The following is a 25,616-nucleotide window of genomic DNA, read 5'->3' on the forward strand; positions in this document are numbered from 1 at the left end:
CGTCTCAGCCGCGGCTGCTGACCAATCGCAACACCTGCCAGTAGCTCGGCGGCTCTGGCGTCAAGCCGCGCTGGCGCAGAAGGGCGTGTAGTTGTGGCAGGCGGAAGAAGGGCACCGAAGCCATCAGGTGGTGCTCGATGTGGTAGTTGACCCGGATCGGCGCGACGAAGGCGCGGGCCAGCCAGCCGGCGCGCGTGGTACGGGTATTGCGCAGGGTGTCGCGGCTCGGTTCCAGGCAGGCGTGTTCGGCCATCGAGCGGATGCGGATGAACAGTGGGAAGGGCGTGATGTAGGCCAGGGCCCAGACGCCATACAGCCAGGCGTGGCCGCAGGCCCAGAAGGCGGCCAGCAGCAGGCCGTTGGTGATCAGCATGCCGGCGGCATTGCCGAGGAAGGTCAGTGGGTAGTCCCACCAGCGACGACCGGCCTGGGGCAGGGGCTGGACATCGTTGGCCACCGTCCACTTGAGCACGCCGGCATCCATCAGCACGCGACCCAGCACGAACTTCGCCCCGGTCACGCCGAACAGATCACGGGCCAATTTACGCAGCAGCGAGCGGCGCGTGGTCGGAAAGCCGGCCACCAGGGAAAGGTCTGGGTCGTCCTCTGTCGAGGTCTTGGCGTGGTGCACCAGGTGGTAGGGGCGGTACTTGTGCAGCTCGTTCCACACCGGCCGCGCGCACAGCCAGTCGGCCAGCACGTCGTTGCCCCACTTGCTCTTGAACAGGGTGCCGTGCGCCGCATCGTGCTGCAGGATGGCCAGGCACAGCTGGCGCCCGCCGATGATCGCCAGGGCGAGCGGCAGGGCCAGGAACAGCGCCCACAGCGGCAGGCTCACCTGCACCCAGGCCAGTGCGGCGAAGGTCAGTGCCAGCACGGCCCAAGTCGAGAGCACGGCCCAGGCGCCGCGCCAGTCGGAGCGCTGGGTCAGGGCTTTGATTTCTTCACGGCTGAACAGGTCGCTTATTTTTGTTTTTGTCTGCATGACGGGGACTCAGTGAACGCGGCCAGCCGCTGGCCGCTGTAGGGTTTCCGGTAGGGTTTGGGCGCTGTCGAACAGGCCGCGCCAAATCTGCTGGCCGTGCTCGACAAAGCGCTGTACGCAGTCGATGAATGCCTGGCGCGCGGCGGTGTCGACCATCGGCTCGGGCAGCAGCGGATCGAAGCGCACCTGGCGAATCGCCCGGCTGCCGAGCAGGAACACTTCGCGGGCCGCCACGTCGGGCTCCAGCTCGTTCGACGTGCCGCGCCAGGCGTCCAGCTGGCGGCTGGTCTGCAGGTAACCGGCGGTCAGCGCCTGGCCGTCCCAGAGCCGGCGGATTCGCGCTTCCTGCTGCGCCTCGAAATGCGCGCCGACAAACACCAGCGCCTCCGGCTCCAGGCCCAACGTCAGCAGGCGCTGACGCACCGCCGCGCTGTTCGCCTCGAGATTGTCCGGGCGGATGTACAGGCCCTTGTCGAGTGCCTGGAACCCCAACATCTGCAAGGCCCGCTCGCGTCGGCGCAGGGCCAGGCGGTCGGTACGGCCGAGGCCGGCGCAGGCCACCATCAGGTAATCGCCGTTCCAGGGCCGCAGGCTAGCCTCGACACTGCGCCAGGTCGCCAGCTCGCCAGACAATTGCAGCGCTTCCGCGCCCAACCGGTAGCTGCCGCGCCCAGCGCCGGCGATCAGGGATTCGGCCGACAGCCGTGCCAGGGCCACGCGCACGTTATTCGGGCTGATGCCGAACAGCTGGCAAGCGCGGATCGCCTCGCGCGCCTGCAAGGGCTCACCGTTGCTGGCAACCAGCAGCTCGAGAATCAGGCTCTTGGCCGAAGGTTTCATCGCAGGGATTCTTTCTAAAATTACACTTAACGAATTTATATTCCCAACATCGTAATATTTCAACAGCAGAAATCTTCTGCTCCCGTTTGTACCTATTTTTGGCCGAAATCACTGCTGATCGGCCTGGATGATCGGCTGAACTTGGTTGGCGAGCGCCATCTGCGCCAGACTCATGCAATAAATAGCGTTGACCGCCGCAATACTTGCCAGGAAAGCAAAGATGAAAACCACCCTGGACGAACTGCTTGCCCTCACCCATGTGGTCGATGGCGGCTCCATTACTGCCGCTGCCGAACAGCTGGGGCAGACCGCCTCGGGCATCAGCCGCGCGCTCAGGCGCCTGGAAGACAAGCTCGAAGTCACCCTGCTGCGCCGCACCACCCGGCGCCTGGAGCTGACCGAAGAGGGTGCGGCCTTTCTCGCCCAGGCGCGGCGCATCCTCGCCAGCGTCGAAGAGGCCGAGGAACAGATGGCCCTGCGCCGCCAGCTGCCGGCCGGGCGCTTGCGGGTGAATGCCGCCTCGCCGTTCATGCTGCATGTCCTGGTGCCGCTGGTTGCCGGCTTCCGCCAGCGCTTCCCGCAGATCGAGCTGGAGCTGAACAGCAACGACCAGATCATCGACCTGCTGGAGCAACGCACCGACCTGGCCATCCGTATCGGCACCCTGCGCGACTCCAGCCTGCATGCGCGGCCGCTCGGCAGCAGCCGCATCCGCGTGCTGGCCAGCCCGGGCTACCTGACCGAGCGCGGCACGCCGAGCACGGTGGCGGAGCTGGAGCAACACAGCCTGCTCGGTTTCACCCAGCCCGACAGCCTCAACCAGTGGCCACTGCGCCATGCCCTCGGCGACCACCTGGCCATTGCGCCCACGCTCAAGGCCTCTAGCGGCGAGACCCTGCGCCAGCTGGCCCTCGGTGGCGCCGGCATCGTCTGCCTGTCGGACTTCATGACCGCCGCCGATCGCGCCAGTGGCGCCCTGGTCGAGGTGCTCACCGAGCAAACCCTGGAAGTGCGCCAGCCGATCAACGCCGTCTACTACCGCAACACCGCGCTGGCTTCGCGCATCCTCTGCTTCCTCGATTACCTGAGCGAATGCCTGGTGCAGGAAGCCTGGCTGAGCTGAAGACTCGCGCAGGTAAATCCCCCGCACTTGGCTTTGTGAAATTAATAGTGTATTTATTCATGAACTTTCTAATAAGAAATTTCATGAGGCTTTCATGTTCAAGCAGTCCGCGCAGCACATCGGGACCTACTACGCCGCCACCTATGGCGACATTCCGCTGCGCCCGCGCCTGGAAGGCCGCGCAGACAGCCAGATCCTGATCATCGGCGGCGGTTTCAGTGGCCTGCACACCGCGCTGCGCCTGGCCCTGGCCGGCAAAAAGGTGGTGCTGCTGGAAGCCAGCCGCCTGGCCTGGGCCGCCTCCGGGCGCAACGGTGGCCAGGCGCTGCCGGGCTGGTCCTGCGATATGCCGGCGTTCGAGAAAGCCCTCGGCCTGGAGCGCGCGCGGACGCTGTGGGACAGCATGGTCTGGGCTGCCGAGGAAATGCGCGAGCTGCCGCAGCGCCACGGCTTCGACATCGACTACCGCACCGGCGCCATCTACACCGCCGTGCTGCCACGCCGGGTGCGCCAGCTGCAGGACAGCCTCGAAGAAGCCACCGAGAAATACGGCTACCAGCAGCTGAGCTTCATCCCCAAGCAGGACCTGCCGCAGTGGATCGCCAGCCCGCGCTACCTGGCCGCCCTGCATGATGCCGGCGCCGCCCACCTCAACCCGCTGAAGCTGGCCCACGGCCTGGCCAACGCCATCGAGGCCGCCGGCGGGCAGATCTTCGAGCAGAGCCAGGTGCTCGACTACCGCGAGACCGATGCCGGCTTCGTCGCCCGCACCGCACAGGGCGAAGTGCATGGCGATGTACTGGTGCTGGCCTGCAACGCCTATATCGATCGCCTCGACCGCACGCTGTCCAAACGCCTGCTGCCGGTCGGCTCCTACCAGGTGGCCACCGCGCCGCTGGACCCGGAACTGGCGCGCTCGCTGTTCCCGCGTGGCACCTGCGCCATCGACAACCAGTTCGTCCCCGACTACTTCCGCGTCACCCCGGACAACCGCCTGCTGTTCGGTGGCGGCTGCACCTACCTGGGCGGCATTCCGGCGGACGTGCCGGCCGCGACCCGGCCGTACCTGGAGCGGGTGTTCCCGCAACTGCGCGGGGTGCAGATCGACCATGGCTGGGGCGGGCATATTGATTGCACCATGCACCGCACCCCGGACGTCGGCCGCCAGGGCCACAAGTTCTGGCTGCAGGGCTTCTCCGGCCACGGCATCCTGCCGACCCTGGCCGCCGCCCGCGCGGTAAGCGATGCGATCCTCGGCGACGAACAACTGCTGGGCCTGTACCAGAGCCTGAGCAACCCGCGCTTCCCCGGCGGCGACCTGCTGGCCGCGCCGATCGAGGCGGTGGGCAAGGCCTGGTACCGGCTGCGCGATGTGATCTGAACAGGCACGACATACGCCGTAGGGTGGAAAACCGCGCAGCGTTTTCCACCAAAGCCGGTGGATGAAAAATCGCCATCCACCCTACAAAAGCTCTAAGGAACACCCGATGGACAGACAGGACGAAATCGAAGGGCTGGCGATTCTGGTGCGCGACCTGCGCAAGCACAAGAACGTCACCCTCAATGAACTGGCCGAGCGTATCGGCCGCTCGGTGGGCTTCCTGTCGCAGGTCGAGCGCGGCCTGTCGCGCCCGACCGTGGCCGACCTCACCGCCATCAGCGAAGCGCTCGGCGTGCCGACCACCTACTTCTACAGCCTGAGCAAGCCGCGTGCGGTGCCCTGGGTGACCCGCCCCGGCGAGCGCCGCACCCTCTACTACGCCGGCGGCATCACCGACGTGCTGGCCTCGCCGACCATGGCCGGCGGCTTCTCCATGCTCGAGAGCCACCTGCAGCCCGGCGCCACCAGTGGCGAGGGGCACCTCAACGACAGTTCCGAGCAGGGCGGTTTCGTCCTCGAGGGCGAGCTGACCGTCTGGTACGGCGACGACGCCGAACCGGTCACCCTCGGCCCCAACGACAGCTTCCAGCTGCCGCCGCACGCCCAGTTCCGCTACGCCAACCTCACCGATTTCCCCACCAGAGTGCTTTGGGTCTTCACCTGACCGCGCAGATATCACCATGACAACAACAACGAAATTCCCCGACCTGCTCAGCGAAGTACGTGCCTTCCGCAACCAGTACCCCGAGGTGCGCTATGTCGAGCTGATCTGCCTGGATCTGCCCGGGCACTTCTACGGCAAGCGCTACCCCGTGGAGATGCTGGAGAAGGTCGCCGCCGGCGGCCCGCTCAAGGTGCCGCAGAACTGCGTGCTGCTCGGCGCCCAGGGCGGCCTGCACCCGATCGGCGACTACTGCTTCAACGACGGCGACCCGGACGCGCCGCGCCGCCTGATCCCCGGCACACTCAAGCCGGTGCGCTGGGAAAAGCAGCTGATGGGACAGATGCTGATCAGCTCCGACGGCACCGAGGCACCGATCGAGTTCGAGCCGCGCGAAGTGCTGGCCCGCGTGCTCAAGCGCCTGGAAGCCCGTGGTATTCGTCCGGTGGTGGCCTTCGAGCTGGAGTTCTACCTGTTCGACCGGGCGCTTTCGAACGGCCTGCCGCAGTTCCCCCGCGACCCGCTGACCGGCGACGCCGACGACCAGCCGAACATGCACATCGAGCGCCTGACGCGCTTCTCCGAGGTGCTCCACGAGATGGTCGAGACCGCCCAGGAGCAGGGCGTGGAAGCCAACGTGATCACCGCCGAACTGGGCCCCGGCCAGTTCGAGATCAACTTCGCCCACTGCGAGGACGGCCTGCAGGCCGCCGACTGGGCCGCGCTGTTCACCCGCAGCACCCGCGGCGTGGCCATGCAGCACGGCTACCGCGCCAGCTTCATGAGCAAGCCCTACCTGCAGGCGCCGGGCAGCGGCATGCACGTGCATGTCAGCCTGTACGACCGTGGCGGCAACAACCTGCTCGACAGCGACGCCCAGCGCCCGCTGCGCCACGCCGTGGCCGGCTGCCTGGAGCTGCTGCCGCACTGCATGCCGATCTTCGCCGCCAACCACAACGCCTTCCGCCGCTACGGCGCCATGGTCAACTCGGCGAGCAAGGCCAGCTGGGGCTTCGAGGATCGCGACGCATGCATCCGCATCCCCGAATCGGATGGCAAGAACCTGCGCATCGAACACCGCCTGGCCGGCGCCGACGCCAACCCCTACCTGGTGCTGGCGGCCATCCTCAGCGGCATGGAATACGGCCTGGACGCAGCGCGCGAACCGATCCCCTCGCTCAACCAAGACCGCTCCAGTGGCATCGGCTTCCCCAAGGACATGCTCACCGCGGTGGCAGCCATGGAGTCCCACGAGGTGGTGAAAGACAAGCTCGGCAGCGAGTTCGTCTTCGTCTACTGCGAGAACAAGCGCCACGACCATCTGGACTTCATGAACGAGGTCAGCGCGCGGGAGTATCGCTGGTTCCTGTAGAACCCACCCCGAAAACAAAAAGCCCGGCAATCGCCGGGCTTTTTGTTTGCTGCCAAACGCTTACTGCGAGGCCTGCATGGTTCGCGCGCGCGCCTGCTGGCGCTGCTTCTTGTAGGCCAGGGCGGCCGGGGCCACTGGCTGCACGCGGCCGGTCTCGACCCATTTCTTCAGGCGGCTGGCGTCGGCCATGTGGGTGTACTTGCCGAAGGCATCCAGCACCACGAAAGCCACCGGCTTGCCGCCCATGGTGGTGCGCATCACCAGGCAGTGGCCGGCTTCGTCGGTGAAGCCGGTCTTGGTCAGCTGAATGCTCCAGTCGGCCTTGTACACCAGGTGGTTGGTGTTGCGAAAACCCAGGGTGTAGTTGGGTTTGTGGAACGCCTGGGTACGCTCGCGGGTGGTGCTGAACTGGCCCATCAGCGGGTACTGGGTGGTGGCCTTGAGCAGCTTGACCAGGTCGCTGGCGGTGGAGACGTTGTGCTCCGACAGGCCGGTCGGCTCGACATAGCGGGTGTGGCTCATGCCCAGGGCGCGGGCCTTGGCGTTCATCGCCGCGACGAAGGCCGGCACGCCGCCCGGGTAGTGGTGGGCCAGGCTGGCGGCGGCGCGGTTCTCCGAGGACATCAGTGCCAGCTGCAGCATGTCGCGGCGGCTCAGCACGCTGCCCAGGCGCACACGCGAATAGACCCCGCGCATCTCGTGCACATCCTTGATCACCACCGGCAGCTGCTCGTCCAGCGGCAGCTTGGCGTCGAGGGTGACCATGGCGGTCATCAGCTTGGTTACCGAGGCAATCGGCACCTGCAGGTCGGGGTTGCTGGCGTACAGCACCTGGTTGGTATTGAGGTCGACCAGCAGGGCGCTGCCGGAGGCCAGCTCCTGGGTCTTGCCGGCGGCGTGCAGGGCAGGGGTGGCGGCCAGAGCCGCGCAGGCCAGCAGCAGGCTGGCGAGGGAACGAAACATTTTCACAAGGACTATCCGCTGGGCAGGTGGAAATGGGCCAGAGCGATCCTTGCCGGCCCATGCAGTATACGGAACCCGGCGGCAGCCGGCAGCCACCTCGGTCGGACGGGGCCGGGCCAATGTATCGACTGGGTAAAGGTGAGGGTAAAGATCGGCTTACCCAGGAATGCTCGCGTGGCAAACAGGACTAAGCAGTAACGCCACTTTTCCTGCAGCCATCCTGCGCCATTCGAGGAACACTCCATGCAAGCCATCAACCCCTGGGTCGCCGCCCTCAGCATCGGCCTGTTGATCAGCAGCAGCCTGGTGCAGGTCAATGCCGCACCGGAGGACGACCGCCAATACCCGCAGGGTCAGCAGCAGGCCGGGCGCAGCAATCCGGGCCAGCCACTGCCCCACGGCTACGGCAAACGCCTGGACACTCGCGCCCTGCACGGCCTGCCGCACTACCCGGACTATGAATGACGACGGGTCGGCAGCGATATGGTGCTGATCGCTGTCACCAGCTGCATCGTCTACACCATCCTCCAGGGCGTGCTGAACTAGGCCGCGGGCAGCGCCCGACCCGGGCGCCGCCCCAGGCGGCCGAGCCACAGCGAGAACAGGATCAGCGCGCCGCCGGCCGCCAGGCGCGGCAGGTCGGCGTCGCGATTCCAGATCAGCAGGTTGACCAGCAGCCCGGCCGGCACATGCAGCTCGTTGATGATCGCCAGGGTGCCGGCCTCCACCCGGGTGCTGCCCTTGACCCACCAGAACATGCCCAGGGCCGTGGCGAACAGGCCCATCCAGGCCAGCACGCCCCACTGCACGGCGCTCTGCGGCAGCTTGTCCGGGTTGCCGAACAGCAGGAAGGAGGGCAGCGCCAGCAGCAGGGCGCCGAGGAAAAAGTGGCCGAAGAAGCGCTGCAGCGGCTGCGCCGGCCGGTAGTGCAGGAGCAGGCGACGACACAGCACCTGGCCGGCGGCGAAGCTGGCGTTGGCCACCTGCAGCAGGACGAAGCCGAGCAGGTAGTCACCTTCCAGGCGGTCGAAGCGAATGATCACCCCGCCACCTACCGCCACCAGCGCGGCCACCAGCGCCCAGGGGTTGAAGCGCCGCGCCAGGGCATCGTCGAGCAGGGTCACGTAGATCGGCGTGAGCACGGTGAACAGCAACACCTCAGCCACCGTCAGCACCTGGAAGCTGCGGTACAGACACAGATAGGTGATGCCGAACTGCAGCGCCCCGGCCAGCCAGAAGCCGACCAGCAAGCGGTGCGGCAGGCCACGCCAGCGGGTGAAGGGGAGGAACACCAGGGCGGCGATCAACACCCGCACCAGCACGGCGAAGTCGCTATCGACCCGCCCGGCCAGGTATTCGCCGATCAGGCTGAAGGAGAAGGCCCACAGCCCGGTGACGACCAGCAGGTAGGGCATGCCGGGTCAGACCAGCTGGTGACGCAGCTCGGCCAGTACCGGCGCGCTCTGCGGACGCACCCCGCGCCAGAGGAAAAAGGCCTCGGCGGCCTGCTCCACCAGCATGCCCAGGCCATCGATGCAGCGTGCCGCGCCATGTTCGGCAGCCCAGCGGTTGAAGGCGGTCTGCTGCTTGCCATACATCATGTCGTAGCACACCGTGTGGCCGGGCTGGATCAGGCTCGGCTCGAGCGGCGGCAGCTCGCCGGCCAGCGAGGCCGAGGTGCCATTGATGATCAGGTCGACCGGTTCGCTGAGCCAGTCGAAGCCGGCCGCGGCCAGCGGGCCGAGGTCGGCGAACTCGCGGGCCAGCTGCTCGGCCTTCTCCACCGTGCGGTTGGCGATCACCAGGGCCTGCGGGTTGTGCGCCAGGATCGGCGCCAGCACACCGCGCACGGCGCCGCCGGCGCCGAGCAGGAGGATGCGCTTGCCGCTCAGGTCGAGCCCGGCATTCACCGTGAGATCGCGCACCAGGCCGGCGCCGTCGGTGTTGTCGCCGAGCAGGCGGCCGTCCTCCAGTTTCTTCAGGGTGTTCACCGCGCCGGCGCGGCGGGCGCGCTCGGTCAATTCGTCGGCCAGCTGATAGGCCTGCTCCTTGAACGGCACGGTGACGTTGCCGCCGCGGCCCTCGGCGAAGAAGCTGCGGGCAAACCCGCTGAAGTCATCCAGCGGCGCCAGCAGGGCCTCGTAGGACAGCTGCTGGCCGGTCTGCGCGGCGAACATGCCGTGGATCAGTGGCGACTTGCTATGACCGATGGGGTTGCCGAATACGCCGTAGCGATCCATGGGGGAATCCTTATCTCGAAAGTAGAGCGGGTGAAACCCGCATGCTCGCTTCGCGGGTTCCACCCGCCCTACACGGCGATCAGTTCTGGGCCAACCAGTCGCGATCCTGCAGGAAGTACTCGGTCAGGCGCGCTTCGGCGCTGCCCGGCTCGGGCTTCCAGTCATAGCCCCAGCGCACCTGCGGCGGCAGCGACATGAGGATCGACTCGGTGCGCCCGCCGGACTGCAGGCCGAACAGGGTGCCACGGTCGAACACCAGGTTGAACTCGACGTAGCGGCCGCGGCGGAAGGCCTGGAACTCGCGCTGCTGCTCGGTGAACGGGGTGTTGCGACGACGCTGGATGATCGGCAGGTAGGCCTGGAGATAGGCATCGCCGATAGCCCGCAGGAAGGCGAAGCTGGTGTCGAAGTCCCACTGGTTGAGGTCGTCGAAGAACAGCCCGCCGATGCCGCGCGGCTCGCCGCGGTGCTTGAGGTGGAAGTAGCGGTCACACCACGCCTTGAACTTCGGGTAGACCTCGGCGCCGAAGGGTGCGCAGGCATCGAAGGCGACCTGGTGCCAGTGCACGCAGTCTTCCTCATGGGCGTAGTAGGGAGTCAGGTCGAAGCCGCCACCGAACCACCAGACCGGCTCCTCGCCGGCCTTCTCGGCGCTGAAGAAGCGCACGTTGGCGTGGGAGGTGGGGATGTGCGGGTTCTCCGGATGGATCACCAGCGACACGCCCATGGCCTCGAAGCCGCGCCCGGCCAGTTCCGGACGGTGGGCGCTAGCCGATGGCGGCAGGCTGTCGCCGAACACGTGGGAGAAATTGACCCCGCCCTTCTCGATCAGCGCGCCGTTCTCGATCACCCGGGTACGGCCACCACCACCCGCCGGGCGCTCCCAGCTGTCTTCGAAGAAGGCACCGCCATCTTCGGCGGCCAGGGCGGCGCAGATGCGATCCTGCAGGTCGAGCAGATAGGCCTTCACGGCCAGGGTACGGTCACTCACGGCATTGATCCGGGCGGGGAAAAGAGGGCGCAAGCATACCATCGTCGCCCCCGCCGGGCTTGACGGGGGTCAGGGTCGGCGCTTGGATGGAGCTCTTTTGCAGAGGAGTCCCGAGATGGCCAAGCGTATCCAGTTTTCCCGCCACGGCGGCACCGACGTACTCGAGCTCATCGACAGCCAGCCGGCCGCGCCGGGGCCGCTGGAGGTGCGGGTGCGCAACCGCGCCATCGGCCTGAACTTCATCGACACCTACTACCGCAGCGGTCTGTACCAGCCGCCGAGCCTGCCGTCCGGGCTGGGCTGCGAGGGCGCCGGCGAGGTGGAGGCGGTGGGCAGCGCAGTGACCCATCTGCAGGTCGGCGACCGCGTGGCCTACGGCACCGGGCCGCTGGGTGCCTACGCCGAGCTGCACGTGCTGCCGGCCCAGCATCTGGTCAGGCTGCCGGATGCGGTCAGCTTCGAGCAGGCCGCCGCGCTGATGCTCAAGGGCCTGACCGTGCAGTACCTGCTGCGCCAGACCTACCGGGCCGAAGCCGGGCAGACCATCCTCTGGCACGCAGCGGCCGGCGGTGTCGGGCTGATCGCTTGTCAGTGGGCGCGGGCGCTGGGCGTCAAGCTGATCGGCACTGTGTCGTCGCCGGAAAAAGCCGCCCTGGCCAAGGCCAACGGCGCCTGGGCGACCATCGACTACAGCCGCGAGGACGTGGTGCAGCGAGTGCTGGAGCTGACCGGCGGAGCCAAGTGCCCGGTGGTCTACGACTCGGTGGGCAAGGACACCTGGGAGCGCTCGCTGGACTGCCTGGCGCCGCGCGGCCTGCTGGTCAGCTTCGGCAACGCTTCCGGCGCGGTGACCGGGGTCAACCTCGGCGTGCTGGCGCAGAAGGGCTCGCTCTACGTGACCCGGCCGACCCTGGGCAACTACGCCAGCAATGCCGAGCACCTGCAGGCCATGGCCGACGAGCTGTTCGCCCTGCTCGCCAGCGGTGCGCTCCAGGTGGAGATCGGCCAGCGCTATGCCCTGGCCGATGCGGCCAAGGCGCAGGAGGCGCTGAGCAGCCGGCAGACCACCGGCTCGACCATTCTGCTGCCCTGACCGGCAGGAGCTCGCTCCGCCAACAGAATCAGGACGGGCGGATCACATCGCCCGTGCGCAGGTCGCGGATCAGGCTGGGGTTGCGCCGCCCGCCCAGGGCGCCGCCGAGCACCGCATCGAGCTGGCCATGGAAATACTGCTCGACACGCAGGCGCGAACGCGCAGACGGGCGCCCGGCCGGGTTGGCCGAGGTGGACACCAGCGGGCCGACCTGGGCGCACAGCTCGCGCACCAGCGGATGGTCGCTGACGCGCAGGGCTACCGTGTCATGGCGGCCGGTGATCCATTCGGGCAGGCGATCCTGGTGCGGCACCAGCCAGGTGTTCGGCCCCGGCCAGGTGCTGGCCAAACGGTCGATCCAGCGCTCGGGCAGATCGTCGAGAAGGAAGTCGAACTGGCGGATGCTGTCCGCCACCAGGATCAGGCCCTTGTGCATCGGCCGATCCTTGAGCGCCAGCAGGCGCTCAACGGCCGCTTCGCTCCACGGATCGCAACCCACCCCCCAGACGGCCTCGGTGGGATAAGCGATGACGCCGCCCTGACGCACCACCCGTGCCACCCGCTGTACCTGCCAACTGCTTTGCATGCCTACCCCCGAACCGGCTTGAATGGCGGCGAGTTTAGCGGCCTCAGGCGCTGCGGGGTACCCAGCGACCGACCTCGCACACCACCAGGCCGTCCAGTTCCAGCTCGGTGAGCTGCGCCAGGGTCTCGCCCAGGGCCAGGTCGCAGGCCCGCGCCAGCTCCTCGCTGCTCAGCGGTGCGGCGCGCAGCTGGCGCAGCAAGGGGTGATCGCGAACCGCCACGGCAGGCGCTGCCGGCGCCAGGCTCTGCCAGCCGCGCAGGGCCTGGAGAATATCCTCGACACTCTCCACCAGGGTCGCGCCCTCGCGGATCAGTTGATGACAGCCTCGCGCGCCGGGGTGGTGAATCGAACCGGGAATGGCGTACACCTCGCGCCCCTGCTCGGCAGCCAGCCGCGCGGTGATCAGCGAGCCGCTGGACGGGCTGGCCTCGACCACCAGCACACCGAGCGCCAGGCCGCTGATGATGCGGTTACGCCGCGGAAAGTTGCCGGCCTGAGGCGGACTGGCCAGCGGCAGCTCGGAGACCAGCGCGCCGCCTTCGGCCACTATCCGCTCGGCCAGGCCGGCATGGCGCTGCGGGTAGATGCACTGCAGACCGGTACCCAGCACTGCCAGCGTGGCACCTCCAGCATCCAGCGCGCCCTGGTGCGCCGCACCATCGATACCCAGGGCCAGCCCGCTGGTGATCGCGAAACCGCCACCGGCCAGGCTGCGAGCAAAGGCCCGGGCGGTATTCAGCCCCGGACGCGAGGCGCGCCGGCTGCCGACCATGGCCAGCTGCGGGCGTTCCAGCAGCCCCGGCTCGCCGGCAACGAACAGCAGCGGCGGGGCATCGCTCAGCTCGGCGAGCAAGGCCGGATAGCGGGCATCGTCCCACATCAGCAGTTGCTGGTTCGGCGACTCCAGCCAGGCCAGCGCCTCGGCGGCCTGCTGGCGAGTCGCCGCACTGCGCCGCGCCTCGGCACAGATGGCCGGCAGGCCGAGGCTGCGCCAGGCGGCAGCCGGAGCACTGAGGGCAGCGGAGGCGGATTGGAAAGCCTCGAGCAGGCGGCGGAACCGCCGTGGCCCGAGTTCGGGCAGGCCATGCAGGCGCAGGCGCGCCTCCAGTTCGGCGGGGGATATGGCACTCATCTGATCATCCTTGATCAAGCGCGCCCGGTGCGGGCCGCAGAAAGCAAAACCCCCGCTTTCGCGGGGGTTCTGGGTATTACGGGTTCTTCACCTTGTCCATCACCGCCAGGTCGCGGGTGGCGTAGAGCACCAGGCCGTAGCTGAGCTTCTCGTAGGTGCGGAACACCATCAGCAGGCCGGAGCGCTCGTCGGGGATCTTCACCGACTCGTCGGTAACCCGGTCACGCACGGTCTCGCCGGTCTTGTACACCGCCAGCACGTTGCCTTCGCTCAGACCGTCGATCTTGCCCTTGTTGATGGTCACCACATCGTACTGGCCGATCTTGGCCACACCGCGCGGTACATCGAGGATCAGACCATTGACATCGGTCGGCGGCTCGCTGGGCATGAAGGTCGAAGTAACCGCACGCTCCTCGGTGGGGAACAGGCGGTCACCCGGGCGAACTTCCTGGGTCGAACGGGTCAGGGTCAGGGTACCAATGTCGCCCTCTTCGGCCACCAGCTCGCCGCTGCCGATATCGTCGGCATTGATGCCGAGGAACTCCTGGGTTTCCGGGTCGGTGTAGGTCTTGCCCTGACGGAAGATGCCATAGGCCGGTTGTGTCTGGTCGAAAGCACCGCGGGCATAGACCCGGTCACCGGCACCGCTGATCACACTTTCCTGCTGCCCGGCTACCACGTAGGGCTTGCCGTTGAAATCTTCGGCCGAATCGACGATGCGGTTGCTCAGCAGGAAGCTGTTGATCGCCTCCAGCGGGATGGCCGGAATGGCCTGAGCCATCGGTGTGGTACGTACCTGGGGCGACAGCTTGATGGTGCCGCGCGACTCGCCGCGGTTGAGCACCAGGCGCGGCTGGCCGTCAACGTAGACCAGGCTCAGGGTATCGCCCGGATAGATCAGGTGCGGATTCTCGATCTGCGGGTTGGCGTGCCACAGTTCGGGCCACTTCCACGGTTGGCTGAGGAATTTGCCGGAAATGTCCCAGAGCGTGTCACCCTTGACCACGGTGTAGCGGTCCGGATGACCTTCCTTGAGCTGCACTTCTGCCTGGGCCAGACCGCCAACGGCGAGAAGTAGCAGGGCGAGTAGTGATTTCCTCATGCGGTGAATCCCTTTATTATGTGGCTGGCGCCTGTAAGCCGCAGAATACGTGGCTTCAAAGCCGTTTTTCAAAGCTGTTCATCATCTTAGCAGCGGTTTTTGACTTTATTCCACAAGTGCATCACAAACATCTATGGCGATTCTCAACATCCTCGAATTTCCCGACCCGCGCCTGCGCACCATCGCCAAGCCGGTAACCGTATTCGACACGGCGCTGAACACGCTGATCGACGACATGTTCGAGACCATGTACGCCGCGCCCGGCATCGGCCTGGCCGCGACCCAGGTCAACGTGCACAAGCGCGTGGTGGTGATGGATCTGTCCGAGGACAAATCCGAGCCGCGGGTGTTCATCAACCCCGAGTTCGAATCGCTCACCGAAGAGATGGATCAGTACCAGGAAGGCTGCCTGTCGGTGCCCGGCTTCTACGAGAACGTCGACCGCCCGCAGAAGGTCAAGATCAAGGCCCAGGGCCGTGACGGCAAGCCCTACGAGCTGATCGCCGAAGGCCTGCTGGCCGTGTGCATCCAGCACGAGTGCGACCATCTCAACGGCAAGCTGTTCGTCGACTACCTGTCCAGCCTCAAGCGCGACCGGATCAAGAAGAAGCTGGAAAAACAGCACCGCCAGCAGGCGTGATCCCCGACTCCCAAAGGCTTGCCCCGGCAAGCCTTTTTCTTTAGCGAGCCCTTCATGCGCATCATCTTCGCCGGCACCCCGGAATTCGCTGCCCAGCACCTGCAGGCCCTGCTCGATGCAGGCCGCGAGATAGTCGCCGTCTACACCCAGCCGGATCGCCCAGCCGGGCGCGGGCAGAAGCTTATGCCCAGCCCGGTCAAACAACTGGCGCTGCAGCACGGCATCGCCGTGTACCAGCCGCAGACCCTGCGCGACCCGGCGGCCCAGGCCGAGCTCAAGACCCTGGATGCCGACCTGATGGTGGTGGTGGCCTACGGCCTGATCCTGCCCCAGGTGGTGCTGGACACCCCGCGCCTGGGCTGCATCAACAGCCACGCTTCGCTGCTGCCACGCTGGCGCGGCGCGGCGCCGATCCAGCGCGCCGTGCAGGCTGGCGACGCCACGAGCGGCGTCACCGTGATGCAGATGGAAGCCGGCCTGGATACCGGCCCGATGCTGCTCAAGGTCAGCACCACCATCACCGCCGAAGACACCGGCGGCAGCCTGCACGACCGCCTGGCCCAGCTCGGCTCGGCAGCAGTGGTCGAGGCCGTGGGCAAGCTGGCGGCCGGCGAGCTGCATGGCGAAGTGCAGGACGACAGCCTGGCCACCTATGCGCACAAGCTGAACAAGGACGAGGCGCGCCTCGACTGGAGCCGCCCGGCCGTGGAGCTGGAGCGCCTGATCCGCGCCTTCAACCCCTGGCCGATCTGCCACAGCACGCTGAATGGCGAGCCGCTCAAGGTACTGGCCGCCCAGTTGGGCGAGGGTAAAGGCGTACCTGGCAGCGTACTGGCCGCCGACAAGAATGGCCTGACCGTCGCCTGCGGCGACGGCGCCCTGCGCCTGACCCGCCTGCAGTTGCCCGGTGGCAAGCCGCTGGCCTTCAGCGACCTGTACAACAGCCGCCGCGAGCAATTCGCCGTCGGCCTGGTACTCGGTCAATGAATCCACGCCTGGCCGCCGCCCGCGCCCTGGCGGCCGTACTCAACGGCAAGGCCTCGCTGGGCAGCAGCTTGCCGCCGCTGCTGGACAAGGTCGAGCCGCGCGATCGCGGCCTGGCCCAGGATCTCGCCTTTGGCACCGCGCGCTGGCAGCCACGCCTGGCACTGCTCGCCGACAAGCTGTTGCAGAAGCCGTTCAAGGCCGCCGACCGCGATGTCGAGGCGCTGTTGCTGGTCGGCCTGTACCAGCTGCTGTACACCCGCATCCCGGCCCATGCCGCCATCGGTGAAACGGTGGCCTGTGTCGACAAGCTGAAGAAGTCCTCGCTCAAGGGTCTGCTCAACGCCGTGCTGCGCAATGCCCAGCGCGATCACGAGGCGCTGTTCGCCGAGCTGGAGCGCGACCCGGTGCTGCACACCGCCCATCCGCGCTGGCTGCAGAAGGCTCTCAAGGCGCGCTGGCCGGAGCACTGGCAGGCCATCTGCGCCGCCAACAACGCCCATCCGCCGCTGCTGCTGCGGGTCAACCGCCGCCATGGCAACCGCGCCGCCTACCTGGCCGAACTGCAGGCTGCCGGCATCGAAGCCGTGCCCTGCACCTTCAGCCGCGATGGCGTGCGCCTGCTGCAGCCCTGCGATGTGAAGACCCTGCCGGGCTTCATGGACGGTCGCCTCAGCGTGCAGGACGAAGCCGCCCAGCTGGCCGCCGACCTGCTCCAGCTGGCTCCCGGCCAGCGCGTGCTGGATGCCTGCGCCGCTCCCGGCGGCAAGACCTGCCACCTGCTCGAAGCCGAACCCGGCCTCGCCGAGGTGGTCGCCATCGACCTCGAGCCGGCGCGCCTGGCGCGAGTACGCGAGAACCTCGAACGGCTGCAGCTCGACGCCACCCTGATCGCCGCCGACGGCCGCGACACCGCCAGTTGGTGGGACGGCAAGCCGTTCCAGCGCATCCTGCTCGATGCGCCCTGCTCGGCCACCGGGGTGATCAGGCGCCACCCGGACATCAAGCTGACCCGCCAGGCCGAGGACATCCCGGCCCTGGCTCAGCTGCAGGCCGAGCTGCTCGACGCCCTGTGGCCGACCCTGGAGGTCGGCGGCATCCTGCTCTACGCCACCTGCTCGGTGATGCCCGAGGAGAACAGCGACAACATCGCCGCCTTCCTCGCCCGCACCCCGGGCGCCCGCGAGCTGGATATCGCCGGCGCCTTCGGCCTCAAGCAGGCCCATGGCCGCCAGTTGCTGCCGCAGATCGACGGCCACGACGGCTTCTACTATGCCAAGCTGATAAAAATCGCCGCCTCCACCCGCGGCTAACGGAGCGATCAGTGAAGATCATCATCCTCGGTGCCGGGCAAGTCGGCGGCACCCTGGCCGAGCACCTGGCCGGCGAAGCCAACGACATCACCGTGGTCGATACCGACAGCGAGCGCCTGCGCGACCTCGGCGACCGCCTGGACATCCGCACCGTGGTCGGCCGCGGCTCCTTCCCCACCGTGCTGCGCCAGGCCGGCGCCGACGACGCCGACATGCTGGTGGCGGTGACCAACAGCGACGAGATCAACATGGTCGCCTGCCAGGTGGCCTACACCCTGTTCCATACCCCGACCAAGATCGCCCGGGTACGCGAGTCGGCCTACCTGACCCGCGAAGCGCTGTTCGACAACGAGGCCATTCCGGTCGACGTGCTGATCAGCCCCGAGCAGGTGGTGACCAACTACATCAAGCGCCTGATCGAATACCCCGGCGCTCTGCAGGTGATCGACTTCGCCGAGGGCAAGGCCCAGCTGGTGGCGGTCAAGGCCTACTACGGCGGCCCGCTGATCGGCCAGCAGATCCGCCAGCTGCGCGAGCACATGCCCAACGTCGACACCCGGGTGGCGGCCATCTTCCGGCGCAACCGACCGATCATGCCGCAGGGCGACACGGTGATCGAAGCCGACGACGAAGTGTTCTTCATTGCCGCCAAGGCTCACATCCGCGCGGTGATGAGCGAGCTGCGCCGCCTGGAAGACAACTACAAGCGCATCGTCATCGCCGGCGGCGGGCATATCGGCGAGCGCCTGGCCGAGGCCATCGAGAGCCGCTACCAGGTAAAGATCATCGAGATGAACCCGGCGCGCTGCCGCTACCTGTCGGAGAACCTGGAGAGCACCATCGTGCTGCAGGGCAGTGCCTCCGACCGCGACCTGCTGGTGGAAGAGAACATCAACGAGGCCGACATCTTCCTCGCCCTGACCAACGACGACGAGGCCAACATCATGTCCTCGCTGCTGGCCAAGCGCCTCGGCGCGCGCAAGGTGATGACCATCATCAACAACCCGGCCTATGTCGACCTGGTGCAGGGCGGCGACATCGACATCGCCATCAGCCCGCAGTTGGCCACCATCGGCACCCTGCTGACCCACGTGCGCCGCGGCGATATCGAGAGCGTGCACTCGCTGCGCCGCGGTGCGGCGGAAGCCATCGAGGCCATCGCCCACGGCGACGCCAAGTCGAGCAAGGTGGTCGGCCGCATGATCGAGGAGATCGCCCTGCCACCGGGCACCACCATCGGCGCGATCATTCGCGACGAGGAAGTGCTGATCGCCCACGACGACACCCTGATCGAGTCCGGCGACCACGTGATCCTGTTCCTGGTCGACAAGAAGTACATTCGCGATGTAGAACGGCTGTTCCAGGTTGGTTTGACCTTCTTCTGAGACCCGCTGCATGACCACTCCGGATTCCCTGGAAAAGCTGCTGGCCCGCGGGGTGGACAACGCCCTGCTGCGCTTCGGCCTGGGCAAGGCCTACCTCGACGCCGGCCAGGCCGAGCAGGCGGCCGAGCACCTGCAGCACTGCCTGCGCTTCGACCCCAACTACTCGGCGGCATGGAAGCTGCTGGGCCAGGCCTGCCAGCGCCAGGGCATGCAGGAAGAAGCGCGCCAGGCCTGGCACAACGGCCTGGAGGTGGCGCGCAAGCGTGGCGACAAGCAGACGGAAAAGGAAATGACGGTGTTTCTGCGGCGCCTGGAGAAGGCGGCGGGAGAGGGCGTCTAGCGCCTCAGGCGGCCTGCCACTAAGGAATCAGGCTCTCAGTCTTCGCGCTGGAAGATCAGCGCCACGCCACTGGGCTCGAAGCGCACCACCTGCATCTGCACCACCGGCGCCGGGATCGGCAGGCCCTGCACCTGGCCGCTGACCACCTCGCCGATCTGCAGCAGGCGCTGGGCATCGTCGATCACCACGAACACACCGCTCTCGGAGATATCGCGGGTAGTCACCAGCATCTGCCCGTGCAGCGGGTGGTCGATGCGTAGCTGTACCTTGAGCGGGGTACGCTTGTGATCGCGCTTGTTGTCCATGCCTGTCCTGTTGTTATGGGCTGGAAATGCTTCAGACGGTACTGGCTAATGCCTTGCGCATCAATACCACTTCTTCTCGCCGGCCGGGCGCTTCTTGAAGCGTTTCATGCTCCACATGTACTGGCTCGGCGCCTGGCGCACCTGCTTCTCAATGCCCGCGTTCAGCGCCGCCACCGCCGCCTCGACGTCCTCGCCGTAGATCGCCTCCGGCGCCGCCTCGATCACCACCCGGTAGCCGCTGCCGTCGTCCAGGCGCAGAGCATGCATGAACACCGCCTCGGCCTTGCGCCCGTGCACCAGCGAGGGCACGAACTTGCTGGTCAGGGTCGGCACGCCGAAGAAGGGCACGAACACCCCGCTGGACAGGCTCGGCTCGGGGTCGGCGGCGATCCCGGCGACTCCGCCTTTGCGCACGGTCTTGATCAGGCTGAGGATGCCTTCCTTGGTCGAAGCGGCCAGGTGGTTGCCCAGCTGGGTGCGCTGCCTGACCAGCAGCTCGTCCACCGCCTGCAGCTTCTGCGGACGGTAGAGAATGATCGGCTGGCAGATCGAGCTGACGTACTGCAGCAGCAGTTCCCAGTTGCCCAGGTGGCTGCTCAGCAGCACCACGCCCTTGCCGCTGGCCAGGGCCGCCTGCAGCACCTCGCCGCCTTCCACCTGGCGAATCAGCTGCAGCGACTTCTGCGCCGGCCAGATCCAGGCACAGGCGCTCTCGGTCAGGGTGCGGCCGATGTCGCGCAGGCTTTGCCCGACCAGACGCTCACGCTCGTCCGCCGATAGCTGCGGGAAGCACTTTTCCAGGTTGATCCGTACCACCTCGCGCGAGCGGTTCGGCAGCTTCCACAGCAGCCAGCCGATCAGCCCGCCGACCGCCTGCGCGGCGCGCCAGGGCAGCAGGGCGAACAGTCGCAGGAAACCGACAACCAGGGCGCCTTTGAACTTCTCCACAGGGGACTCCGGAACACGAAAAAGGTGGGCATTGTAGCGACTGTGACCCGCGGGTGCAGGCCGCCTAGCTCAGCGCGGCATAACGCTCGCAGTCGCGGGTGTGATCCATGACCATGCCGGTGGCCTGCATGTAGGCGTAGCAGATGGTCGGGCCAACGAAGGTGAAGCCGCGCTTCTTCAGCGCCTTGCTCATCGCCTCGGCCTCGGGCGTCACCGCCGGCACGTCACCACGACCGCTGAAGTGATTGATCTTCGGTGCGCCGCCGACGAACGACCACAGCAGCGTCACCGGGTCTTCCAGCTTGAGCCAGGCCTGGGCGTTCTGCCGCGCCGCCTTGAGCTTGAGGCGGTTGCGGATGATGCCGGGATCCTGCATGCGCTCCTCGATCTCCGCGTCGCTCATCAGCGCCAGGCGCGCGGGGTCGAAACCGAACAGCACTTCGCGGTAGCGCTCGCGCTTCTTCAGCACGGTGATCCACGACAGCCCGGCCTGGGCGCCTTCCAGCAGCAGCATCTCGAACAGATGCCGGGCATCACGCGAGGGCACGCCCCACTCTTCGTCGTGGTAGCGGATATACAGCGGATCGTCGTTACACCAGAAGCAGCGCGGCATGGCGTTCATATCCAGACATAGTCGTGGCGCACTGTAGCGCAACGGCGACCGTTAAAAGCGCCCGTCGGCCTGCAGCAGGGTTTCCAGGCAATGTTCCTGGATGCCGTAGAATTGCTTGATGCCCTGGATCTTCTCCAGCAGCGCGCCCGGTTCCACCGGTTCGGGGCGCTTCACCGCAAGAATCATCTTGTTCTTGTTGGTGTGCTCCAGGGAGACGAACTCGAACACCTTGGTCTCATAACCGCAGGCTTCCAGCAGCAGGGCGCGCAGGCTGTCGGTGACCATCTCGGCTTCCTGGCCGAGGTGCACGCCGTACTGCAGCATGGGCTTGAGCAGGCTCGGCATCTGCATCTGCGGGCGGATCTGCTTGTGGCAGCAGGGCGAGCACATGATGATCGCCGCGCCGCTGCGAATGCCCAGGTGCAGGGCGTAGTCGGTGGCCACGTCGCAGGCGTGCAGGGCGATCATCACGTCGATGGCGGCCGGGGTGTAGGTGCGCACATCGCCGTGCTCGAAGCGCAGGCCCGGCTGCTCCAGGCGGGCAGCGGCGGTGTTGCCCAGGCGCACCATGTCTTCGCGCAACTCCACGCCGGTGACCTGGCCCTGCAGGCCCAGGCTGTTGCGCAGGTAGTCGTGCATGGCGAAGGTCAGGTAGCCCTTGCCCGAACCGAAGTCGACCGCATGGATCGGCAGCTGCGGATCGCGCTGCTGCAGCGGCGAATGGCTCAGGGCGTGGGAAAACACCTCGATGAACTTGTTGATCTGCTTCCACTTGCGCGCCATCGCCGGCACCAGCTCGTGCTTGGCGGTGGTCACTCCCAGATCGGTGAGAAAGGGCCGGCTCAGTTCGAGAAAGCGCTTCTTCTCCCGGTCATGGCCAGCGGCCGGCGCCTCGCGCTCGACCGCCTTGCCGACGAACAGACGGGCCTTGTCCTTCTTGCCGAAGCTCAGCTGCACATCCTCGGTCAGCGACAGCAGGTGGGCGTTCTTGAAGGCTGCAGGCAGCAGGCTGGCGATATGCGCCAGGGCTTCGACCACGGGCAGGTTCTTGGTCAGGTCGCGGGTCTTGTAGGTGGAAACGAACGACAGGCAGGCCTGGCCCTTGACCGTTACCGGGCGAATGGTCAGGCGCTGCAGCTCGGCTTCCTCGCCCTGGTACTTGCTCAGCAGCAGCTTGACCAGGGTGTTCTGCACCACGCTGGTTTCCAGCAGGGTAAGAAACTCGTCACGGGCGGTAGCGGCGGCGTTGGGCAAGGGTTCGACTGACATGGAAAAGGCCTGAATTAAGAACCTGTTTACGATCTTCTGGACTAGAGCCAGACAAGGCGCTACGCCAGTAACAGCCTCCGGCTGGTCAAAACGGCGAGGAAGCGGAGTTTACGAGCTGTAAATGAGCATTCCGAGCCTGTTTTTGACGTGGTATGGCCGACGGACAGGGGATCGTAAACAGGTTCTAAGCGCTGCCGGTACTGGCAAGGGGCAGTAATGCTACAGGGTACGCCGCGTCCGTGCGCACCGGGCTGACGGGGTACGCCTGCTGCCACATCCAGCGCGGGCCTGATCGGGTATACTGCGCGGCTTTACGCAAACGCCTCGATACCGGTGAAATTCGTGAGCCAGACTACGCCCGACGTGAGCACCTTCCAAGGTCTGATCCTTGCCCTGCAGAGTTACTGGGCCGAGCAGGGTTGTGTGATCCTGCAGCCCTACGACATGGAAGTGGGGGCCGGCACCTTCCACACCGCCACCTTCCTGCGCGCCGTAGGCCCGGAGACCTGGAACGCTGCCTACGTGCAACCGTCCCGCCGTCCCGCCGACGGCCGCTACGGCGAGAACCCCAACCGCCTGCAGCACTACTACCAGTTCCAGGTGGTGCTCAAACCCAACCCGAGCAACTTCCAGGAACTGTACCTGGGCTCGCTGAAGGCCATCGGCATCGACCCGCTGGTGCACGACATCCGTTTCGTCGAAGACAACTGGGAATCGCCGACCCTCGGCGCCTGGGGCCTGGGCTGGGAAATCTGGCTGAACGGCATGGAAGTCACCCAGTTCACCTACTTCCAGCAGGTTGGTGGTATCGAGTGCTACCCGGTCACCGGCGAGATCACCTACGGTCTCGAGCGCCTGGCCATGTACATCCAGGGTGTCGACTCGGTGTACGACCTGGTCTGGACCGACGGCCCCTTCGGCAAGGTCACCTACGGCGACGTGTTCCACCAGAACGAGGTGGAGCAGTCCACCTACAACTTCGAACACGCCAATGTCGACAAGCTGTTCGAACTGTTCGACTTCTATGAAGCCGAAGCCAACCGCCTGATCGAGCTGCAGCTGCCGCTGCCGACCTACGAGATGGTGCTCAAGGCCTCGCACACCTTCAACCTGCTGGACGCCCGCCGCGCCATCTCGGTGACCGCGCGCCAGCAGTACATCCTGCGCGTGCGCACCCTGGCCCGCGCCGTGGCACAGAGCTACCTGCAGGCGCGTGCCAAGCTCGGCTTCCCCATGGCCAGCCCCGAACTGCGTGACGAAGTACTGGCCAAGCTGGAGGCAGCAGAATGAGTGCTCATGATTTCCTGGTTGAACTGGGCACCGAAGAGCTGCCACCGAAAGCCCTCAACAGCCTCGGCGAAGCCTTCCTCGCCGGCGTCGAGAAAGGCCTCAAGGTCGCCGGCCTGAGCTACACCAAGGCGCGCTACTACGCCGCCCCGCGCCGTCTCGCCGTACTGGTCGAAGCCCTCGCCAGCCAGCAGCCGGATCGCACCGTCAACCTCGACGGCCCGCCCGTGCAGGCGGCCTTCGACAAGGACGGCAACCCGACCCAGGCCGCCCTCGGCTTCGCCAAGAAATGCGGCGTCGAACTGAGCCAGATCGACCAGAGCGGGCCCAAGCTGAAGTTCAGCCAGAGCATCGCCGGCCAGCCGGCCGTCAGCCTGCTGCCAGGCATAGTCGAAGCCTCGCTGAACGACCTGCCGATTCCCAAGCGCATGCGCTGGGGCGCCGGCAAGACCGAGTTCGTCCGCCCGAGCCAGTGGCTGGTGATGCTCTTCGGCCAGCACGTGATCGACTGCGAGATCCTCGCCCAGAAGGCCGGGCGCATGTCCCGCGGCCACCGCTTCCACGCCAACTTCGACGTGGCGATCGAGAGCCCGGCCAGCTACTCCCACGACCTGCGCGGCGCCTTCGTGATCGCCGACTTCGCCAAGCGTCGCGAACAGATCGCCCAGCGCATCGCCGAGCTGGCCCGCGCCGAGAACGGCACGGCCATCGTGCCGCCGGCCCTGCTCGACGAAGTGACCGCCCTGGTCGAATGGCCGGTACCGCTGGTCTGCTCGTTCGAGGAGCGCTTCCTTGAAGTGCCGCAGGAAGCCCTGATCACCACCATGCAGGACAACCAGAAGTACTTCTGCCTGCTGGACGCCAACGGCAAGCTGCTGCCGCGCTTCATCACCGTGGCCAACATCGAGTCGAAAGACCCGGCGCAGATCGTTTCCGGCAACGAGAAGGTGGTGCGCCCGCGCCTCACCGACGCCGAGTTCTTCTTCAAGCAGGACAAGAAGCAGAAGCTGGAAAGCTTCAACGCCCGCCTGCAGAACGTGGTGTTCCAGGCCCAGCTCGGTACCGTCTATGACAAGGCCGAGCGCGTCTCCAAACTGGCCGGCTTCATCGCCGAGCGCATCGGCGGCGACGCCGCCCGCGCTGCCCGCGCCGGTATCCTGAGCAAGTGCGACCTGGCCAGCGAGATGGTCGGCGAGTTCCCGGAAATGCAGGGCATCGCCGGCTACTACTACGCCAAGCACGACGGCGAGCCGGAAGACGTGGCCCTGGCGCTGAACGAGCAGTACATGCCGCGCGGCGCCGGCGCCGAGCTGCCGAGCACCCTGACCGGTGCCGCCGTGGCGGTGGCCGACAAGCTCGACACCCTGGTCGGCATCTTCGGCATCGGCATGCTGCCGACCGGCTCCAAGGATCCCTACGCCCTGCGCCGTGCCGCCCTCGGCGTGCTGCGCATCCTGATCGAGAAGCAGCTGGATCTCGACCTGGTCGAGACCGTCGGCTTCGCCATCGGCCTGTATGGCGACAAGGTCAAGGCCGACGGCCTGGCCCCGCAGGTGCTGGACTTCATCTTCGACCGCCTGCGTGCGCGCTACGAGGACGAAGGCGTGGACGTTGCCGTGTACCAGGCCGTGCGTGCCCTCAAGCCCGCTGCGCCGCTGGACTTCGACCAGCGCGTGCAGGCCGTGCAGGCCTTCCGTCAGCTGCCGCAGGCCGCTGCCCTGGCCGCCGCCAACAAGCGCGTGTCGAACATCCTGGCCAAGGCCGAAGGCGAGCTGCCGGCCACGCTGAACAGCGCCCTGCTGGAAGCCGGTGCCGAACAGGCCCTGGCCCAGGCCGTGGCCAGCGCGGCGCAGAGCGTGGCGCCGATGGCTGCCGCGCGCTGCTATCGCGAAGCCCTGGCCCAGCTGGCCAGCCTGCGCGAGCCGGTGGATGCGTACTTCGACGCGGTCATGGTCAATGCCGATGACGCCGCCGTACGCGCCAACCGCTATGCGCTGCTCAACCAGCTGCGCGGCCTGTTCCTCGGCGTCGCCGATATCTCCCTGCTGGGCTGACGGCTACAC

At 66.8% G+C, this 25,616-nt stretch carries 26 protein-coding genes; 13 read left to right on the top strand and 13 right to left on the bottom strand.

Features of this window, described 5'->3' with window-relative positions:
- Positions 1-4: 4 nt before the first annotated feature.
- Together A9179_RS22475 and A9179_RS22480 are read right to left on the bottom strand one after the other, a co-directional pair.
- On the bottom strand, positions 5-985 hold the full coding sequence (locus A9179_RS22475; protein WP_187808400.1) for a fatty acid desaturase family protein: 981 nt from the start codon (positions 983-985) through the stop codon (positions 5-7).
- Positions 986-994: 9 nt separating this feature from the next.
- Positions 995-1,825: a PaaX family transcriptional regulator C-terminal domain-containing protein gene (locus A9179_RS22480; RefSeq protein ID WP_187808401.1), complete on the bottom strand. Its 831-nt coding sequence runs from the start codon at positions 1,823-1,825 to the stop codon at positions 995-997.
- Positions 1,826-2,045: 220 nt separating this feature from the next.
- Here A9179_RS22480 and A9179_RS22485 point away from each other — a divergent pair, with 220 nt between their 5' ends.
- The 4 genes from A9179_RS22485 to A9179_RS22500 all read left to right on the top strand — a co-directional run bounded on the left by A9179_RS22485 (position 2,046) and on the right by A9179_RS22500 (position 6,362).
- The gene (locus tag A9179_RS22485; RefSeq protein WP_187808402.1) at positions 2,046-2,948 is read left to right on the top strand and encodes a LysR substrate-binding domain-containing protein; all 903 of its coding nucleotides are present in this window, start codon (positions 2,046-2,048) and stop codon (positions 2,946-2,948) included.
- Positions 2,949-3,042: 94 nt separating this feature from the next.
- Positions 3,043-4,329, top strand: coding sequence for an NAD(P)/FAD-dependent oxidoreductase (locus tag A9179_RS22490; RefSeq protein WP_187808403.1), 1,287 nt, complete (start codon positions 3,043-3,045; stop codon positions 4,327-4,329).
- Positions 4,330-4,435: 106 nt separating this feature from the next.
- Positions 4,436-4,993, top strand: coding sequence for a helix-turn-helix domain-containing protein (locus A9179_RS22495; RefSeq protein WP_187808404.1), 558 nt, complete (start codon positions 4,436-4,438; stop codon positions 4,991-4,993).
- A 16-nt stretch (positions 4,994-5,009) separates the two neighbouring features.
- On the top strand, positions 5,010-6,362 hold the full coding sequence (locus A9179_RS22500; RefSeq protein WP_187808405.1) for a glutamine synthetase family protein: 1,353 nt from the start codon (positions 5,010-5,012) through the stop codon (positions 6,360-6,362).
- Between the two features lie 60 nt (positions 6,363-6,422).
- Here the strand turns inward: A9179_RS22500 and pbpG are convergent, their stop codons facing one another.
- Positions 6,423-7,331, bottom strand: coding sequence for a D-alanyl-D-alanine endopeptidase (pbpG, locus tag A9179_RS22505; protein ID WP_187808406.1), 909 nt, complete (start codon positions 7,329-7,331; stop codon positions 6,423-6,425).
- Positions 7,332-7,568: 237 nt separating this feature from the next.
- Between pbpG and A9179_RS22510 the strand changes: the two genes are divergently transcribed.
- The gene (locus A9179_RS22510) at positions 7,569-7,790 is read left to right on the top strand and encodes a hypothetical protein (protein ID WP_262410765.1); all 222 of its coding nucleotides are present in this window, start codon (positions 7,569-7,571) and stop codon (positions 7,788-7,790) included.
- 77 nt (positions 7,791-7,867) lie between these two features.
- On the opposite strand, the gene A9179_RS22515 is transcribed toward A9179_RS22510, so the two are convergent.
- From A9179_RS22515 to hemF, 3 genes are all read right to left on the bottom strand, one after another.
- Entirely contained in the window at positions 7,868-8,740 is an 873-nt protein-coding gene (locus A9179_RS22515; protein ID WP_187808407.1) for an EamA family transporter, read from the bottom strand.
- A gap of 6 nt (positions 8,741-8,746) precedes the next feature.
- Positions 8,747-9,565 (bottom strand): shikimate dehydrogenase, encoded by an 819-nt coding sequence (gene aroE / locus A9179_RS22520; protein ID WP_187808408.1) that lies wholly within the window; start codon positions 9,563-9,565, stop codon positions 8,747-8,749.
- 79 nt (positions 9,566-9,644) lie between these two features.
- Positions 9,645-10,556 carry an oxygen-dependent coproporphyrinogen oxidase gene (gene hemF, locus A9179_RS22525; protein WP_187808409.1) on the bottom strand — a complete coding sequence of 304 codons (912 nt, stop codon included), beginning with the start codon at positions 10,554-10,556 and terminating at the stop codon, positions 9,645-9,647.
- 115 nt (positions 10,557-10,671) lie between these two features.
- Here hemF and A9179_RS22530 point away from each other — a divergent pair, with 115 nt between their 5' ends.
- Positions 10,672-11,649: an NADPH:quinone reductase gene (locus tag A9179_RS22530; RefSeq protein ID WP_187808410.1), complete on the top strand. Its 978-nt coding sequence runs from the start codon at positions 10,672-10,674 to the stop codon at positions 11,647-11,649.
- 28 nt (positions 11,650-11,677) lie between these two features.
- Here A9179_RS22530 and tsaC read toward each other — a convergent pair whose 3' ends face one another.
- The 3 genes from tsaC to A9179_RS22545 all read right to left on the bottom strand — a co-directional run bounded on the left by tsaC (position 11,678) and on the right by A9179_RS22545 (position 14,469).
- Positions 11,678-12,235 (bottom strand): L-threonylcarbamoyladenylate synthase type 1 TsaC, encoded by a 558-nt coding sequence (gene tsaC / locus A9179_RS22535; protein ID WP_187808411.1) that lies wholly within the window; start codon positions 12,233-12,235, stop codon positions 11,678-11,680.
- Between the two features lie 43 nt (positions 12,236-12,278).
- Positions 12,279-13,367, bottom strand: coding sequence for a DNA-processing protein DprA (dprA, locus tag A9179_RS22540; RefSeq protein WP_187808412.1), 1,089 nt, complete (start codon positions 13,365-13,367; stop codon positions 12,279-12,281).
- Between the two features lie 76 nt (positions 13,368-13,443).
- Entirely contained in the window at positions 13,444-14,469 is a 1,026-nt protein-coding gene (locus A9179_RS22545) for a LysM peptidoglycan-binding domain-containing protein (RefSeq protein WP_187808413.1), read from the bottom strand.
- Positions 14,470-14,602: 133 nt separating this feature from the next.
- Here A9179_RS22545 and def point away from each other — a divergent pair, with 133 nt between their 5' ends.
- From def to A9179_RS22570, 5 genes are read left to right on the top strand one after another with little or no spacing between them, the layout of a single operon-like run.
- Positions 14,603-15,109 carry a peptide deformylase gene (def, locus tag A9179_RS22550; protein ID WP_187808414.1) on the top strand — a complete coding sequence of 169 codons (507 nt, stop codon included), beginning with the start codon at positions 14,603-14,605 and terminating at the stop codon, positions 15,107-15,109.
- A 54-nt stretch (positions 15,110-15,163) separates the two neighbouring features.
- On the top strand, positions 15,164-16,096 hold the full coding sequence (gene fmt, locus A9179_RS22555; RefSeq protein WP_187808415.1) for a methionyl-tRNA formyltransferase: 933 nt from the start codon (positions 15,164-15,166) through the stop codon (positions 16,094-16,096).
- Positions 16,093-17,406, top strand: coding sequence for a 16S rRNA (cytosine(967)-C(5))-methyltransferase RsmB (rsmB, locus tag A9179_RS22560; RefSeq protein WP_187808416.1), 1,314 nt, complete (start codon positions 16,093-16,095; stop codon positions 17,404-17,406). The genes fmt and rsmB overlap by 4 nt, the downstream gene beginning before the upstream one ends.
- A gap of 11 nt (positions 17,407-17,417) precedes the next feature.
- Entirely contained in the window at positions 17,418-18,791 is a 1,374-nt protein-coding gene (gene trkA, locus A9179_RS22565; protein WP_187808417.1) for a Trk system potassium transporter TrkA, read from the top strand.
- Between the two features lie 10 nt (positions 18,792-18,801).
- Positions 18,802-19,131 (top strand): tetratricopeptide repeat protein, encoded by a 330-nt coding sequence (locus A9179_RS22570; protein WP_187808418.1) that lies wholly within the window; start codon positions 18,802-18,804, stop codon positions 19,129-19,131.
- A gap of 35 nt (positions 19,132-19,166) precedes the next feature.
- Here the strand turns inward: A9179_RS22570 and A9179_RS22575 are convergent, their stop codons facing one another.
- The 4 genes from A9179_RS22575 to A9179_RS22590 all read right to left on the bottom strand — a co-directional run bounded on the left by A9179_RS22575 (position 19,167) and on the right by A9179_RS22590 (position 22,266).
- Positions 19,167-19,436, bottom strand: coding sequence for a PilZ domain-containing protein (locus tag A9179_RS22575; protein ID WP_187808419.1), 270 nt, complete (start codon positions 19,434-19,436; stop codon positions 19,167-19,169).
- A 60-nt stretch (positions 19,437-19,496) separates the two neighbouring features.
- On the bottom strand, positions 19,497-20,384 hold the full coding sequence (locus tag A9179_RS22580) for a lysophospholipid acyltransferase (RefSeq protein WP_187808420.1): 888 nt from the start codon (positions 20,382-20,384) through the stop codon (positions 19,497-19,499).
- A gap of 64 nt (positions 20,385-20,448) precedes the next feature.
- Positions 20,449-20,997, bottom strand: a complete 549-nt coding sequence (locus tag A9179_RS22585; protein ID WP_187808421.1) for a DNA-3-methyladenine glycosylase I — start codon at positions 20,995-20,997, stop codon at positions 20,449-20,451.
- A gap of 51 nt (positions 20,998-21,048) precedes the next feature.
- Positions 21,049-22,266, bottom strand: coding sequence for a class I SAM-dependent methyltransferase (locus A9179_RS22590; protein ID WP_187808422.1), 1,218 nt, complete (start codon positions 22,264-22,266; stop codon positions 21,049-21,051).
- A gap of 342 nt (positions 22,267-22,608) precedes the next feature.
- Between A9179_RS22590 and glyQ the strand changes: the two genes are divergently transcribed.
- Positions 22,609-23,556 (top strand): glycine--tRNA ligase subunit alpha, encoded by a 948-nt coding sequence (gene glyQ / locus A9179_RS22595; protein ID WP_187808423.1) that lies wholly within the window; start codon positions 22,609-22,611, stop codon positions 23,554-23,556.
- On the top strand, positions 23,553-25,607 hold the full coding sequence (glyS, locus tag A9179_RS22600) for a glycine--tRNA ligase subunit beta (protein ID WP_187808424.1): 2,055 nt from the start codon (positions 23,553-23,555) through the stop codon (positions 25,605-25,607). Before glyQ ends, glyS begins: the two co-directional genes overlap by 4 nt.
- Positions 25,608-25,616: the final 9 nt, after the last annotated feature.

The organism is Pseudomonas alcaligenes, from assembly GCF_014490745.1.
In the GTDB taxonomy this organism is placed as follows: Bacteria; Pseudomonadota; Gammaproteobacteria; order Pseudomonadales; family Pseudomonadaceae; genus Aquipseudomonas; species Aquipseudomonas alcaligenes_C.

Excerpts from the sequence above, each read along its gene's own strand:
- A9179_RS22475 (WP_187808400.1), bottom strand. The coding sequence starts at position 985 with ATGCAGACAAAAACAAAAATAAGCGACCTGTTCAGCCGTGAAGAAATC.
- A9179_RS22480 (WP_187808401.1), bottom strand. The coding sequence starts at position 1,825 with ATGAAACCTTCGGCCAAGAGCCTGATTCTCGAGCTGCTGGTTGCCAGC.
- A9179_RS22485 (WP_187808402.1), top strand. The coding sequence starts at position 2,046 with ATGAAAACCACCCTGGACGAACTGCTTGCCCTCACCCATGTGGTCGAT.
- A9179_RS22490 (WP_187808403.1), top strand. The coding sequence starts at position 3,043 with ATGTTCAAGCAGTCCGCGCAGCACATCGGGACCTACTACGCCGCCACC.
- A9179_RS22495 (WP_187808404.1), top strand. The coding sequence starts at position 4,436 with ATGGACAGACAGGACGAAATCGAAGGGCTGGCGATTCTGGTGCGCGAC.
- A9179_RS22500 (WP_187808405.1), top strand. The coding sequence starts at position 5,010 with ATGACAACAACAACGAAATTCCCCGACCTGCTCAGCGAAGTACGTGCC.
- A9179_RS22510 (WP_262410765.1), top strand. The coding sequence starts at position 7,569 with ATGCAAGCCATCAACCCCTGGGTCGCCGCCCTCAGCATCGGCCTGTTG.
- A9179_RS22515 (WP_187808407.1), bottom strand. The coding sequence starts at position 8,740 with ATGCCCTACCTGCTGGTCGTCACCGGGCTGTGGGCCTTCTCCTTCAGC.
- aroE (WP_187808408.1), bottom strand. The coding sequence starts at position 9,565 with ATGGATCGCTACGGCGTATTCGGCAACCCCATCGGTCATAGCAAGTCG.
- A9179_RS22530 (WP_187808410.1), top strand. The coding sequence starts at position 10,672 with ATGGCCAAGCGTATCCAGTTTTCCCGCCACGGCGGCACCGACGTACTC.
- tsaC (WP_187808411.1), bottom strand. The coding sequence starts at position 12,235 with ATGCAAAGCAGTTGGCAGGTACAGCGGGTGGCACGGGTGGTGCGTCAG.
- dprA (WP_187808412.1), bottom strand. The coding sequence starts at position 13,367 with ATGAGTGCCATATCCCCCGCCGAACTGGAGGCGCGCCTGCGCCTGCAT.
- A9179_RS22545 (WP_187808413.1), bottom strand. The coding sequence starts at position 14,469 with ATGAGGAAATCACTACTCGCCCTGCTACTTCTCGCCGTTGGCGGTCTG.
- def (WP_187808414.1), top strand. The coding sequence starts at position 14,603 with ATGGCGATTCTCAACATCCTCGAATTTCCCGACCCGCGCCTGCGCACC.
- fmt (WP_187808415.1), top strand. The coding sequence starts at position 15,164 with ATGCGCATCATCTTCGCCGGCACCCCGGAATTCGCTGCCCAGCACCTG.
- rsmB (WP_187808416.1), top strand. The coding sequence starts at position 16,093 with ATGAATCCACGCCTGGCCGCCGCCCGCGCCCTGGCGGCCGTACTCAAC.
- A9179_RS22570 (WP_187808418.1), top strand. The coding sequence starts at position 18,802 with ATGACCACTCCGGATTCCCTGGAAAAGCTGCTGGCCCGCGGGGTGGAC.
- A9179_RS22575 (WP_187808419.1), bottom strand. The coding sequence starts at position 19,436 with ATGGACAACAAGCGCGATCACAAGCGTACCCCGCTCAAGGTACAGCTA.
- A9179_RS22585 (WP_187808421.1), bottom strand. The coding sequence starts at position 20,997 with ATGCCGCGCTGCTTCTGGTGTAACGACGATCCGCTGTATATCCGCTAC.
- A9179_RS22590 (WP_187808422.1), bottom strand. The coding sequence starts at position 22,266 with ATGTCAGTCGAACCCTTGCCCAACGCCGCCGCTACCGCCCGTGACGAG.
- glyS (WP_187808424.1), top strand. The coding sequence starts at position 23,553 with ATGAGTGCTCATGATTTCCTGGTTGAACTGGGCACCGAAGAGCTGCCA.